The 13576-nt window shown below is 74.7% G+C and carries 12 protein-coding genes; 8 read left to right on the forward strand and 4 right to left on the reverse strand.

Annotation, left to right across the window (positions count from 1 at the left end; translation table 11 throughout):
* Positions 1–71: 71 nt before the first annotated feature.
* Positions 72–1799 carry an alpha/beta hydrolase gene (locus tag AB0953_RS22200; protein WP_366861244.1) on the forward strand — a complete coding sequence of 576 codons (1728 nt, stop codon included), beginning with the start codon at positions 72–74 and terminating at the stop codon, positions 1797–1799.
* A 117-nt stretch (positions 1800–1916) separates the two neighbouring features.
* Here AB0953_RS22200 and hemQ read toward each other — a convergent pair whose 3' ends face one another.
* Positions 1917–2630 (reverse strand): hydrogen peroxide-dependent heme synthase, encoded by a 714-nt coding sequence (hemQ, locus tag AB0953_RS22205; protein ID WP_366861245.1) that lies wholly within the window; start codon positions 2628–2630, stop codon positions 1917–1919.
* A gap of 23 nt (positions 2631–2653) precedes the next feature.
* Positions 2654–4099, reverse strand: coding sequence for a protoporphyrinogen oxidase (gene hemG, locus AB0953_RS22210; RefSeq protein WP_366861246.1), 1446 nt, complete (start codon positions 4097–4099; stop codon positions 2654–2656).
* Positions 4100–4372: 273 nt separating this feature from the next.
* On the opposite strand from hemG, the gene AB0953_RS22215 reads away from it, so the two are divergent.
* From AB0953_RS22215 to AB0953_RS22230, 4 genes are all read left to right on the forward strand, one after another.
* Positions 4373–5347: a DUF4349 domain-containing protein gene (locus tag AB0953_RS22215; RefSeq protein WP_366861247.1), complete on the forward strand. Its 975-nt coding sequence runs from the start codon at positions 4373–4375 to the stop codon at positions 5345–5347.
* 66 nt (positions 5348–5413) lie between these two features.
* On the forward strand, positions 5414–6796 hold the full coding sequence (locus AB0953_RS22220) for an FAD-dependent oxidoreductase (RefSeq protein WP_366861248.1): 1383 nt from the start codon (positions 5414–5416) through the stop codon (positions 6794–6796).
* A 59-nt stretch (positions 6797–6855) separates the two neighbouring features.
* Entirely contained in the window at positions 6856–7605 is a 750-nt protein-coding gene (locus AB0953_RS22225) for a hypothetical protein (protein WP_366861249.1), read from the forward strand.
* Positions 7606–7641: 36 nt separating this feature from the next.
* Entirely contained in the window at positions 7642–7830 is a 189-nt protein-coding gene (locus tag AB0953_RS22230; protein WP_366861250.1) for a hypothetical protein, read from the forward strand.
* A gap of 37 nt (positions 7831–7867) precedes the next feature.
* On the opposite strand, the gene hemE is transcribed toward AB0953_RS22230, so the two are convergent.
* Positions 7868–8932, reverse strand: coding sequence for a uroporphyrinogen decarboxylase (hemE, locus tag AB0953_RS22235; RefSeq protein ID WP_366861251.1), 1065 nt, complete (start codon positions 8930–8932; stop codon positions 7868–7870).
* Positions 8933–9023: 91 nt separating this feature from the next.
* On the opposite strand from hemE, the gene AB0953_RS22240 reads away from it, so the two are divergent.
* From AB0953_RS22240 to AB0953_RS22250, 3 genes are all read left to right on the forward strand, one after another.
* A complete protein-coding gene (locus AB0953_RS22240) occupies positions 9024–9680 on the forward strand; it encodes a DUF3000 domain-containing protein (RefSeq protein WP_366861252.1) in 657 nt (218 codons plus the stop codon).
* A 328-nt stretch (positions 9681–10008) separates the two neighbouring features.
* On the forward strand, positions 10009–10671 hold the full coding sequence (locus AB0953_RS22245) for a response regulator transcription factor (protein WP_007267191.1): 663 nt from the start codon (positions 10009–10011) through the stop codon (positions 10669–10671).
* A gap of 324 nt (positions 10672–10995) precedes the next feature.
* Positions 10996–12279 carry a ribonuclease D gene (locus AB0953_RS22250; protein ID WP_366861253.1) on the forward strand — a complete coding sequence of 428 codons (1284 nt, stop codon included), beginning with the start codon at positions 10996–10998 and terminating at the stop codon, positions 12277–12279.
* Positions 12280–12407: 128 nt separating this feature from the next.
* Here the strand turns inward: AB0953_RS22250 and AB0953_RS22255 are convergent, their stop codons facing one another.
* Positions 12408–13574: an alpha/beta fold hydrolase gene (locus AB0953_RS22255; protein ID WP_366861254.1), complete on the reverse strand. Its 1167-nt coding sequence runs from the start codon at positions 13572–13574 to the stop codon at positions 12408–12410.
* Positions 13575–13576: the final 2 nt, after the last annotated feature.

Raw genomic sequence — 13576 nt, forward strand, 5'->3', positions numbered from 1 at the left:
GCGGGGATGCTGTACAAGCACCCCGCCGACCGCATCTCATCGGATCGTCCGACGAGATGGAGGGCGGCCCCATGCGAACCCCGACCCGGCTCGCCACGGCGGCCCTCTGCCTGGCGGCAGCCTCCCCCGCAACACCCGCCCACCCCGCACCCGCACCGACCCCCGACCACCGCCCCCCGCCCTCAGCCGCGGCCGCGCTCCCCCCGGGCACGGTGGCCGAGGAGGTGGGTGCCGCGGTGGTGGCGCGGCGGGCCGCGGCGGCCGCCGAAGCGCCGGGCGGGGGGCTGCGGTTCGGGGAGTGCCCGCTCGACGAGGGGCTGCCCGCGGCCGCGCGGTGCGCGGCCCTGCGCGTCCCCCTCGACTACGCCCGCCCCGACGGCCCGCAGATCACCCTCGCCGTCAGCCGGATCCCGGCGAGCGGCCGGGGCGGTGCCGCCCGTCAGGGCGCGCTCGTCTTCAACCCGGGCGGACCCGGCGCCTCCGGCCTGTACTTCCCCCTCGTCGCCGACCTCCCCGAGTGGCAGGGCCTCGCCGCCGCCTACGACCTGGTGGGCTGGTCCCCGCGCGGCGTGGGCCGGTCCGCCCCCCTGTCCTGCGAGGATCCGGCGGCCGCGGCAGCGGCCGGCCCCACGCAGGACCCGGCGGACCCCTCCGACCCGTCCCCCGCGGACAAGCGGGCCCGCATCGCCGCCGCCCGGGCCTACGCCCGCGGCTGCGCGCAGCGGGCCGGGGCGGCGCTCCCCCACTACACGACCCTCGACAACGTCCGCGACCTGGACGTGCTGCGGGCCGCGCTCGGCGAACGCCGGCTGACCTTCATGGGCGCCTCGTACGGCACGTACCTGGGGGCGGTGTACGCCACGCTCCACCCGGGCCGCGTGCGCCGGATGGTGCTGGACTCCGCGGTCGATCCCGACCCGCGCCGCATCTGGTACCTCGACAACCTCGACCAGGCGGCCGGCTTCGAGCGCCGCTGGTACGACTTCCGCGCGTGGGCGGCCCGGCACCACGCGGTGTACCGGCTGGGCGCCACCCCCCAGGCGGTGCAGGCGAGCTACGAGCGGGTCCGGGCGGCGGTGGCGCGCACCCCGGCGGGCGGGACGGTCGGCACCGGCGAGCTGCGCTCGGCGTTCCTGCAGGCCGCGTACTACGACGAGGTCTGGCCGGACCGGGCGGCGGCGCTGGCCGCGTTCCTGGCGGGGGATCCCGGGCCGCTGGTCCGGCAGGCCCGACCGGACCCGGAGTCGGCGGCCGCGCGGGAGAACGCCCGGGCCGTGTACACGGCGGTGCTGTGCAACGACGCGCCCTGGCCGGCGGACTGGGCGGTCTGGGACCGCGACAACAGCGCGCGGGCGCGCCGGGCGCCGTTCGAGACCTGGGCGAACGCGTTCCTGAACCTGCCGTGCGCCTACTGGCCGGTGCGCGAGCGGCAGCAGCCGGTGGCGGTGGGCGCGCGGCCGCCGGCCGCGGGCGAGGAGCCGGCCGACCTGCCGCCCACGCTCGTCCTGGCCGCCGAGCGGGACGGGGCGACCCCGTACCGGGGTGCGCTGGAGCTCCAGCGGCGGCTCGGCCCGCAGGCCTCCCTGGTGACGGAGGCGGGGGCCGGCGCCCACGGGGTGTTCGGCGGGCGGAACGCCTGCGTGGACCGCCATGTGGAGCGGTACCTGCTGACGGGCGCCGTGCCGGGTTGGCGCGTCACGTGTGCGCCGCATCCGGAGCCCGCACCGGTGTCGCTGGACGACCGGGCAGCGAGCGCCCCCGGGAAGGCACCCAGGGCCGTGCTGCCGCCGGCCGTCTGAACTTCCGGGCGGGATCTCCGGCTGCGTCGTTTCGGGGGCAGGGCCTCCCGATCCACCGGAGGTCACTCCTGCTGCAGGAGCGCAGTCGTCCTCCGGTCTGTCCCCCCAGGGGAGGTATCAGGCGAGCCCGGCCACCAGATCGGCGACGGACTTGCGGCGCCCGGTGAAGAACGGAACCTCTTCACGGACGTGCATACGGGCCTCGGAGGCGCGCAGGTGGCGCATGAGGTCGACGATGCGGTACAGCTCGTCCGCCTCGAAGGCCAGCAGCCACTCGTAGTCGCCCAGCGAGAAGGAGGCGACGGTGTTGGCGCGGACGTCCGGGAAGCCGCGGGCCATCTTGCCGTGGTCGGCGAGCATCCGGCGGCGGTCCTCGTCGGGCAGCAGGTACCAGTCGTAACTGCGCACGAAGGGGTAGACGCTGACGTAGTCGCGGGCCACCTCGTCGGCGAGGAACGCCGGGATGTGCGACTTGTTGAACTCGGCGGGGCGGTGCAGGGCCATGTTCGACCACACCGGCTCCAGCGCACGGCCCAGCCGGGTGCGGCGGAACAGGTTGTACGCGGTCTGCAGCTCGTCCGCGGTCTCCGCGTGCCACCAGATCATGACGTCCGCGTCGGCGCGCAGGCCGGAGACGTCGTAGGTCCCGCGGACCGTGATGTCCTTGGCGGCCAGCTGGTCGAAGAGCTCCTGGACCTCGTCGGCGTAGCCGGCGCGGTCCTCGGGCAGCACGTCCTTCAGCTTGAAGACGGACCACAGGGTGTAGCGGATGACCTCGTTGAGGTCCTTCGCCTTCTTCCCCGCGTTGGGAATCTTCTCCGGTGCAGTCATGTGTCCATTGTCCCGTGTGCTGATCAGTGGTCGGTGCCAGGGGTGCCCAACGTGGCGATGACCACGTCGGCCGCCGTGCCGGCGCTGGCGATGCACGCCGGGATGCCGACGCCGTCGTAGAGCGCGCCGCACACCGCGAGGCCGGGCACGGCGGCGACGGCGCTGCGGATGCGGGCGACGCGTCCGAGGTGGCCGACCGGGTACTGGGGCAGGCCGCCGTCCCAGCGGGTGACGGTGGAGGCGACCGGGCGGGCGGTGAGGCCGACGGCCTCGCCGAGGTCGGCCAGGGACAGGTCGACGAGCTCGGCGTCCTCGCGCTTCAGGTCGCCCTCGTCGCCGTGGCGGCCCACGGAGGTGCGCAGCAGGAAGAGGTCGGGGTCGGCGCCGGCCCAGGACCACTTGCTGCTGGAGAAGGTGGAGGCCTTGATGCTGCGGCCGTCGACGGAGGGGACGAGGAAGCCGCTGGCCCGGCCGTCGGCGACCACCGCCGGCAGGTCGGAGCGCCGGAAGGCCATGGTGACCAGCGCCATCGAGGCGTACTCGACCGCCCGCAGCTCGGCGGCCGCGGCCGGTGCGAGGGCGTCCAGCAGCCGGGCGGCCGGTCCGGCCGGGGTGGCGAGGACCACGGCGTCGGCCTCGACGGTCCCGGCGGCGGTGACGGCCCGCCAGCCGCCCTCGGGGGTGCGCAGGAGCTCGCTGACGGCGGCCCCGGTGCGGATCTCGGCCCCGGCGGCCCGGACGGCCGCCGCGACGGCCTGCGGCAGCCGGCCGATGCCGCCCTCGATGCCGGCGAAGACGGGGCCGGCCTGCTGCGGCTGGGCGGCCGCCCGGCGCTGGACCTCGCGTACGGCCTCGCCCAGGGTGCGGTGGGCACGGGCGGCCTCGAAGAGCTGGGGCACGGCGGCGCGCAGGGAGATGCCGTCGGCGCGCCCGGCGTAGACCCCGCCGAGCAGCGGCTCGACGAGCCGGTCGACGACCTCGTGGCCGAAGCGGGCCGCGACGTAGGTGCCGACGGCGACGTCCTCGCCGATCTCGGCGGGCGGCAGGTCGCGCTCGGCCTCGATCCGGGCCAGTCCCTCGGCGGAGAGCACGCCCGACGCGGCCAGCGGCGCGAGGTCGCCGGGCACGCCCATAACGTGCCCGCGCGGCATGGGCCGCAGGGCGCCGCGGGTCCAGATGTGCGCGGCGGTGGTGGCGGGCGGCTGCAGCGCCCCGCCGAGGCCGACGGCCCGGGCCAGTTCCAGGGCCTCGGGGCGGCGGGCGAGCACGGATTCGGCGCCGAGGTCGACGGGGGCTCCGGCGAGCTCGCCGGCGTACAGCTTGCCGCCGAGGCGCGTCCCGGCCTCCAGCAGGGTGACGCGCAGGCCGGCGCCGAGCAGCCGGTGGGCCGCGGCGAGTCCTGCGATGCCGCCGCCGATGACGACGGCGTGGCCGCCCGTGCCGTCCGTACGCGTGTCCGCTCCATGCATGGACACATCGTCTCAGACCGCTCACCGGCCCGGCACCGAGGCCGGACCGTGACCGCATCGGGACCGTCCTGGGACCGCGGCGGCGAAACCCGCGGGCCGACGGTGGACGTCGAACCGGCACGACGGCAGCCGATCCAGGGGGGCAGTGCAGTGCGCGCTCAGACCAGTCCGAGCAGTCCCAGCAGTCCTCACGGTCAGAGCAGTCCCCGCAGTCAGCGGAGGCCGGGCAGTCCGGGCAGACGGCGCGGCGCGGCGGGCGCGGCGGCCGGCCTGGTGCTGGCGGGCGCGCTCGTGCTCGGCGGATGCAGTGCGGCGGACGACCGTACGGGCGCGTCCGGGCCCGACCGGGCGGCGGCCGCGGGCCCGGAGGCCGCCGCGGACGGCAGGGCGGGGGCGGCGGCCGCGGCCCCGCAGGCCGAGGGCGCGGCGAAGGGCCCGCAGCAGCAGCCGGCGGTCCGCCCGCACGTCGTCCGCACGGCGGCCCTCGGCATCGAGGCGGCGGACGCCCGGAAGGTGCTGGCGGCGGCCCGCACCGCGGCCGAGGGCGCGGGCGGCTACGTCGGCAGCGAGTCGACCCGGCGCAGCGCCGACGGCAGCCGCGACGGCGGCCGGATCACCTCGACGGTCGTGCTGCGGGTGCCCGCCGACCGGTTCGACGCGGTGCTCGGCGCCCTGGAGGGCGGCGGCCGGCTGCTGCACCGCAAGGTCGAGGCGCAGGACGTGACGGAGAAGGTCGCCGACATCGACAGCCGGGTCAAGTCCCAGCAGGCCAGCGTGGCCCGGGTGCGGGAGATGATGGACAGGGCGACCGTGCTCGGCGACGTGGTGATGCTGGAGGGGGAGCTGAGCAAGCGGCAGTCGGAGCTGGAGTCGCTGCTCGCCCAGCAGAACGCGCTGAAGGACCAGACCGCGCTCGGCACGATCACGGTGGAGGTCTCGGAGCCGCCGGCCGCGCCGGAGGCGAAGGAGAAGGACGCGGGCCCGTCGGTCAGCGGCGCCCTGGGCAAGGGCTGGAGCGCCTTCACCACGGTCCTGCGGTACCTGCTGCTGGCGGTGGCCGTGGTGCTGCCGTTCGCGGTGACGGCGGCGCTGGGCGCGCTGGTCTTCCGGGTCCTGCGGCGGCTGCGCCGGCCGGGGCCCGGGGCGGTGGAGTCCCCGCCGCCGGCGCGGGTCCCGGCGGCGCGGTCCGCGGACGCCGCCGGCGCGGCCCCTGCGGACCCGACGGAGTCTGCGGAGGTTTCGGGCTGAACACCCGTACGGACGTAGCGTGTTCCCCGAAGACGACGGCGGCGGGAGCGAAGGACGGTGCGGACGATGGCAGCGGAGCGACTGGTGGTGGTCGGCGGTGACGCGGCGGGCATGTCCGCCGCGTCCCAGGCCCGGCGGCTGAAGGGCCCGGCGGAACTGGAGATCACCGCCTTCGAGCGCGGGCACTTCACCTCGTACTCCGCCTGCGGGATCCCGTACTGGATCGGCGGCCAGGTCCCCGACCGGGACCGGCTGATCGCCCGTACCCCCGAGGAGCACCGCGCCCGCGGCATCGACCTGCGCACCCGCACGGAGGTCGTCGAGCTCGACCCGGCCGGCGCCCGGGTCCGGGTCCGCGACCTGGACTCGGGGGCCGAGTCGTGGACCGGGTACGACAAGCTCGTGCTGGCCACCGGCGCCCGCCCGGTCCGGCCCCGGCTGCCCGGGATCGGCGCGCACGGGGTCCACGGCGTCCAGACGCTGGACGACGGGCAGCGCCTGATGGACACCCTGGAGCGCACGCCGGGCCGCCGGGCGGTGGTCGTCGGTGCGGGCTACATCGGCGTGGAGATGGCCGAGGCGCTGGTGCACCGCGGGTACGAGGTCACCGTCCTGCACCGCGGCGAGCAGCCGATGGCCACCCTCGACCCGGACATGGGCCGCCTGGTGCACGGCGCGATGAACCGCATGGGCATCGCCACCGTCTCCCGCGCCGAGGTGGTGAAGATCCTGACCGACGAGGAGGGCCGGGCCCGCGCGGTGGCCACGGCCGCCGGGCAGGAGTACCCGGCGGACGTGGTGGTCCTCGGCATCGGCGTGGAGCCGCGCACGGCGCTCGCCCGGGCGGCGGGCCTGCCGCTCGGGGAGTCGGGCGGCCTGCTGACGGACCTGTCGATGCGGGTCCGCGGACACGGGAACATCTGGGCCGGCGGGGACTGCGTGGAGGTCCTCGACCTGGTGGCCGGGCGCCACCGGCACATCCCGCTCGGCACCCACGCGAACAAGCACGGGCAGGTCATCGGCTCGGGGGTGGGCGGCGGCTACGCCACGTTCCCCGGGGTGGTGGGGACCGCGGTCAGCAAGGTCTGCGACCTGGAGATCGCCCGGACCGGCCTGCGCGAGAAGGACGCCCTGGAAGCGGGCCTGCGCTTCGTGACGGCCACCATCGGCTCCACCACCACGGCCGGCTACTACCCGGCGGCGGCCGAGATGACGGTCAAGATGCTGGCGGAGCGGCGCACCGGGCGGCTGCTCGGGGTGCAGATCGTCGGCGGGGCGGGCTCGGCGAAGCGGGTGGACATCGCGGCCGTCGCCCTCACCGCGGGCATGACGGTCGAGCAGGTCGTCGCCCTCGACCTGGGCTACGCGCCCCCGTTCTCGCCGGTGTGGGACCCGATCCTGGTCGCGGCCCGCAAGGCGGTGTCGGCGGTACGCGCGGCGGGGGCGTAGCGGCCCCCGATATCCTGAAACCGGACATCGGGGGCTTTCCTCTGACGAAGGGCAGCACGATGAACCGGCACCGGCGCAGCGCTCTCCTCGCCGCCCCGCTCCTCGCATCCTCGGTCGCCTTCGCCCTCGCCCCCGCCCACGCGGCACCGGGCCGCACGTCGGCGACCGGCGCCGCCCGTCCCGTGCCCGCCTGTGCGTTGATACCGCACACCACCGGCGGGGCGGGCGGGAACAAGGGCTACGACCTCCACCTCAGCGGGTTCTCCCCGCAGCAGTCGGTGCGGATCGAGGGGCCGAAGACGTCGTTCAAGACAACGGTGGACGCCCAGGGCAAGCTGGACCGGCAGGGCGTCCGGTACGGCACGTACCAGGTCAGCTACAAGCCGGAGGGCGCGGACCACAGCGAGAGCGTCCACTGCCAGACGCCGCCCCGGAACGAGCCGGACGGCGGCAGGCACGACGGCGGCAAGCAGGACGTCAAGGTCACCAGGATCGGCATCAAGACCCTCACCAAGGACCAGACGGTCGACTGCAGCACACCGCAGAAGGCCGAGTTCGACGGCCTCATCGAGGTGACCGGCACCGGCAAGGTCAGCTGGTACTGGACGCTCCTGTCCAGCGCCGACCCGATACAGAAGCGTTCCCACACCTTCGAGCCCGGCAACACGGGGCACAGCGACTTGCTGGTGGTGCCGGCGGGAACGCCCACGACCAGCTCCAAGGCAGAGGTCCGCGTCACCCTCCACGTGCCTGAGTTCAACCTGGTCAAGGAGAGCGATCTGGTGACCTTCACCTGCAAGCAGCCGTGATCCCGTCGGCGCCGGTCCGCCGGCATCGTGAAAGGGATGCCGGCGGACCCCGTGCAACCCGCCACGGTCGAGTTCGACGGGCAGGCGGGGACCGCGTCCGTCCTCAGGGTGGTCACAGTCCCCCCGACCGCGGTCCAGCGCCCCGTCACCACCGACCTGCACGCGCAGAACATGACGTCGGAGCGGAAGGCGGTCCAGCTCACCTGCACCGACGCCAGGCCCTGACGGCCCGCCGGGGCCCGGCCCCGGCGGAGGCCGGGGATCAGCGGGCGGTGCGGGTGTGGACGTACTCCACCAGGCGGGTCAGGGCCTCCGGGTCGGTGGTCGGCAGGACGCCGTGGCCCAGGTTGAAGACGTGGCCCTCCAGGCCGGACGCCGCCGCCAGGACCTCGTCCGTCTTGGCCTCCACCGCCTCGGGGGTGGAGAACAGCACCGCCGGGTCCAGGTTCCCCTGGAGCGCCTTGCCGGGACCGACCCGGCGCGCCGCCTCGTCCAGCGGGATCCGCCAGTCGACGCCGACGACGTCCGCGCCGGCCTCGCCCATCAGGCCGAGCAGTTCGCCCGTGCCGACGCCGAAGTGGATCCGCGGGACGCCGTACGAGGCGACGGACTCGAAGACCTTCGCCGAGGCCGGCATGACCGAGCGGCGGTAGTCCGCCGGGGCCAGCGCGCCGACCCAGGAGTCGAACAGCTGGACCGCCGAGGCGCCGGCCTCGATCTGGACCTTCAGGAACGCGGAGGTGATCTCCGCGAGGCGGTCCAGCAGGTCGGCCCACAGCTCGGGGTCCCCGTACATGAGGGCCTTGGTGTGCTCGTGGTTGCGCGACGGCCCGCCCTCGACGAGGTAGCTCGCAAGGGTGAAAGGCGCTCCGGCGAAGCCGATCAACGGGGTGGAGCCGAGTTCACCCGTGAGCATGCCGATGGCCTCGGTGACGTACGCGACGTCCTCGGGGGTCAGGTCGCGCAGCTGTGCGAGGTCCTCGCGGCGCCGGATAGGCTGGGCGACGACCGGCCCGATGCCCGGCTTGATGTCGAGGTCGATGCCGATGGCCTTCAGCGGGACCACGATGTCGGAGAAGAAGATCGCGGCGTCGACCTTGTGGCGCCGCACGGGCTGGAGCGTGATCTCCGTGACCAGGTCGGGCCGCATGCAGGACTCCAGCATCTGGGTCCCCTCGCGCACCTTGCGGTACTCGGGCAGTGAGCGCCCCGCCTGCCGCATGAACCACACCGGCGTGTGGGGTACCGGCTCGCGGCGGCACGCCTTCAGGAAGGCGGAATCGTACGTCTGACTCGGCTGGCCCGTCGGGCGGTCGTTGGCGCTCACGCCGCAAATCTTCGCACGTATGAAGAAGTGCCCGGCCCGGCGCGGGTGTCCCTGCGCCGTACGAGCCCCCGTTCCGCCTAGTCTTCCGGGCATGGCTGCGGCTCAGGGACGATTTTCAGATGGCGCGGACGGCATGGACAGCGGGAAGGAGAGCTCCGTCCCGCTCCCGTTCCGACGGGCGGTCGAGGGCTTGAAGAAGGCGCGGCTGCGACCGGGGATCGAGATCGACCCCGCCAGACCGCCCCAGCGCCTGGCCCCGCACGCGTACGCCCTGGAGGCGGCCGTCGTGGACGGCGAGGACGACCTCGCCGACGGCCGGCTGATCCTGCTGCACGACCCGGCGGGGCACGACGCCTGGCGCGGGACCTTCCGCCTGGTGACGCTGGTACGGGCTGAGCTGGAGCCGGAGATGGCCGCCGACCCGCTGCTGCCGGAGGTGTGCTGGTCCTGGCTGACGGGGGCGCTGGACGCGCGCGGGCTGTCGTACGTCGAGGAGGGCGGCACCGTGACCATGGCGGGCTCCCACTACTTCGGCGGCCTCGCCGAGCGGCGGCCGGCGACGCAGATCGAGATCCGGGCCTCGTGGACGCCGCGCGAGGGCGTGGGCGGGGTGCCCGACACCCCCGGGCACCTGGCGGCGTGGTGCGAGCTGCTGTGCCAGATCGCGGGGCTGCCGCCGACCGGTCCGGGCGAGTCCGGGACGGGCGTGGTCTCCCTGCCACAGCGCCGGGGTCCGCACCACCCATAGCGGTGGCGCCGTACGCGGGCGCCGCCACGGCCGCTGCCGCCGTACGGATGCGCCCGCACGGGGGCGGGGCGCCCGTGCGGGCGACGGCGGCTGGAACGGCTGATCGAAAGGCTTCGGCCCGTCGCCCGAATGCGGCACAGATTGTGGGCATCTGATCACCCGATGATCGATCGTGCGTCCGAATTGCCCGAATTGTTACTCACCAAATCGTGATCATTCCCTAAAGCCGGGCGGGTGACGTGCCGAAGGAGTCAGTGACCATCCGCACGGTTCGCACCGGCTTCCTTCCCCAGAGCCGGCCGTCCCGCCACTCCCCCAGGAGGCCTAGGTGTCCGTTCTTCTCGAGCAGCCCGCAAGCCTGGTCGCCTACCGCCCGAACAAGCCGACGGCCATGGTCGTCGTGGCCGACCCGCGCGTCCGTTCCACCGTGACCCGCCATCTGTGGGCCCTCGGAGTACGCGACGTGATCGAGGCGTCGTCCATCGCGGAGGCCCGCCCCCGCGTCGGCAGCCCGCGCGACATCTGCGTGGCCGACGTGCACCTGCCCGACGGCTCCGGTCTGACCCTCCTCTCCGAAACCCGCGCGGCGGGCTGGCCGAACGGCCTGGCACTGTCCGCCGCCGACGACATCGGCGCCGTGCGCAACGCCCTCGCGGGCGGTGTGAAGGGCTACGTCGTCACCGGCACGCGGACCAACATCGGGCTCCCCACCCGACCCGGCGCCGCCCCCATCGGCGCCGCCGCCGCACGCATGCACCGCCGCCCCCCGGGTGCCCCGAGCCACCCGGGCGGCTACCGCGAGCTCTCCGGCCGCGAGGTCGAGGTGCTGCGCCTCGTCGCCGAGGGCCAGTCCAACAAGGCCATCGGCGTCTCGATGGGCCTGTCCGCCCTGACCGTGAAGTCCCACCTCGCCCGCATCGCCCGCAAGCTGGGCACCGGCGACCGTGCCGGCATGGTCGCCGTCGCCCTGCGGACCGGGATCATCCACTGACCGCTGCACCGCCCCTTCCCCGATGTCCCCGACTCCCCCGACTCCCCTGACTTCCCCGTCCTCCCCGACTGGCCCGACCTCTCCGGGCTTCCCTGCTTCCCCGCCCTCGGCCGCCGTGACGACGGCACCGCCGAGGACACCGCCGCCGACACCACCGAAGCCGCCCCCGAAAAGACCGCCGAAGGCAGGGCCGACGGCCGGACCGCGGGCAACGCCGCCGACAACGCCGCAGTAACCCCGGGCGAACGGCGGGACCCCGCCAGCGCGCCCGTCGCCGGAACGTTCCGGCGACGGGCGCGTCCGATCCGCGGATACCCTTGAGCGGTGACCGACGCCCAAGAGACCGCAGCACACCTGCGCACCACCCCCGGGGGCGGCCCCCCGGACGACGACACTCCGTCCGATGGGCTGCCGATTCCGCTGCTCGAACCCCGCGAGGGCATCCCTCCGGTGGTCGCCGACGAGGACGCGCTCGCCCGGGTGGTCGCGGCCTTCGCCGCGGGCACCGGACCCGTGGCCGTCGACGCCGAGCGCGCCTCCGGATACCGCTACGGCCAGCGCGCGTACCTCGTGCAGCTGCGCCGCGAGGGCGCGGGATCCGCGCTGATCGACCCCGTCGGCTGCCCCGACCTGTCCGCGCTGGGCGAGGCCCTGTCCGGGACCGAGTGGATCCTGCACGCCGCCAGCCAGGACCTGCCGTGCCTGCGCGAAATAGGCATGGTCCCCACCTCCCTGTTCGACACCGAGCTCGCCGGCCGCCTGGCCGGCTTCCCCCGGGTCGGACTGGGCGCGATGGTCGAGAGCGTGCTCGGCTACGCGCTGGAGAAGGGGCACTCCGCCGTCGACTGGTCCACCCGACCGCTCCCCGAGCCGTGGCTGCGCTACGCCGCACTCGACGTGGAGCTGCTGGTCGACCTGCGCGACGCGCTGGAGAAGGAGCTGGACCGGCAGGGCAAGCTGGAGTGGGCCCGGCAGGAGTTCGCCGCCATCGCCGCCGCGCCGCCCGCCCCGCCGCGCAAGGACCCCTGGCGCCGCACCTCCGGCATGCACAAGGTGCGCCGCCGCCGGCAGATGGCCGTCGTACGGGAGCTGTGGGAGGTGCGGGACCGCATCGCCCAGCGCCGCGACGTCTCGCCCGGCAAGGTCCTGAGCGACGCCGCGATCGTCGAGGCCGCGCTCGCCCTGCCGGCGCACGTCCACGCGCTGTCGGCCCTGCCCGGATACGGGCAGCGGATGGGCCGGCGCCAGCTGGAGCAGTGGATGGCCGCCGTGGACCGGGCCAGGGCGCTGCCGGAGAACGAGCTGCCGCAGCCGGGCGCCGCCCCGGCGGGCCCGCCGCCGCCGCGCTCCTGGGCCGACAAGGACCCGGCCGCCGCGGCCCGGCTGTCGGCTGCGCGCACCGCCGTCTCGGCGCTCGCCGAGCGGCTGAACCTGCCGCAGGAGAACCTGGTCACCCCCGACACGGTCCGCCGGCTGTGCTGGGAGCCACCGCAGCGGCTGGCGCAGGACACGGTGGCCGAGGCCCTGGCGGGCCACGGCGCCCGCCCGTGGCAGATCGAGCAGGTGACCCCGGCCCTGGTCACGGCCCTGGCCGCGACCGCCACCTGACCGGCGCCGCCCGCCCGCCTGCCCGACGGCGCGCGAACCGAAAGCCCCCGGCCTGCCTTCGGCGCCGGGGGCTTTCCCGTGGGCCGGCCCGCGGGCCCGCCCGCGCCGGTACGTCGGGGCGGCGGCTCCTAGGGCACGGGCAGCGGCGTGACGTCGTCGTGGTCGTCCAGGTGGAAGCTGCCCTTGTCCTTCCCGAACACCTTGGCGTGCTTGAGCCACTGCTTCGACATCGTGTGCAGCGTCGTGCGCCGGCCCTCCCACGGCATCTGGTGGCTGGCGCAGGACACCTTGAACATCAGCTTGTTCGGCCCCGGGATGGCCTTGTAGAGCTCGGTGACCGACAGGTCCCCGGTGGTGACGGTCTTGTCCAGGTCCCCGTACACGATGAAGACGGGGACCGGGCCGCCGAGCGTGCCGTGCAGGGGCGCGGTCTTCTTGTTCCAGCCCCACCAGAAAGTCTGGCGCTGGCGGCTGACCCCTTCCGTCCGGCCGTCCGGCAGGGGCTTGCCCCACGTGCGGCCCTTGGTGTCGCTCGCCATGATCGCTTCCCAGACCGTGTCCTCGATGCCCGGCGCCCGCTGGCTCGGGCAGTCGGCGCTGGTCTCCGCGTCCCAGGCCGACTTGAACCCCTCCACGAGGCCGAGGGCCATCGGGTACGGCGGGGTGTTCAGGGGCAGTGGGGACGGGGCGCCGAAGTCGGTGCCGGGGGCGCTGTCCGGGCCGTTGGGCTTGAAGACGGGCGCCTGGAACATCAGGCTCCGGACGTTCTCCTTGTACTGGATGGCGTAGGGGCCCAGCGCGTAGGCGGCGGCGGAGTTGCCGATCAGGTCCAGCTGCTCCACTCCGTGGAGGTCCTTGATGTACTCGACGACCGTGTGGAGCTCGTCCCAGTCGCTCTGCGCATTGCCCAGCTGGTGGGGGTACGAGGGGGCGCAGTCGGAGGTCAGCGGCAGGTTGGGGGCGAGCACGCGGGCGTGGTGGGCCGGGTTGGCGTTGCACGGGCTGTCCATCTCCGGGCGGGGCGAGAGGCCCATTCCCTGGAGGTCCATCATGAACACGTCGTAGCCGGCGTGCGCCAGCACCCGGGACCAGCTGTAGTCGCCGAGGCCGATGTCGTACACCGCGAGGACGGGCACGGTTCTGCCGTGCAGCATCAGGACCGCGCGCCGCTCATCGGGTGGGGTGCCCAGTGGAGTGCCGTCGTACTCGCGGACGAAGAGGTTCACGAGCGTGTCGCGGTTGGCGGGGACGGTCGACTTGTGCTGGACGGCGTGGTCGGTGTGCTTGATGGGCATGC

The sequence above is a fragment of the Streptomyces sp. NPDC046866 genome (genome assembly GCF_040704625.1).
Lineage (GTDB): Bacteria > Actinomycetota > Actinomycetes > Streptomycetales > Streptomycetaceae > Streptomyces.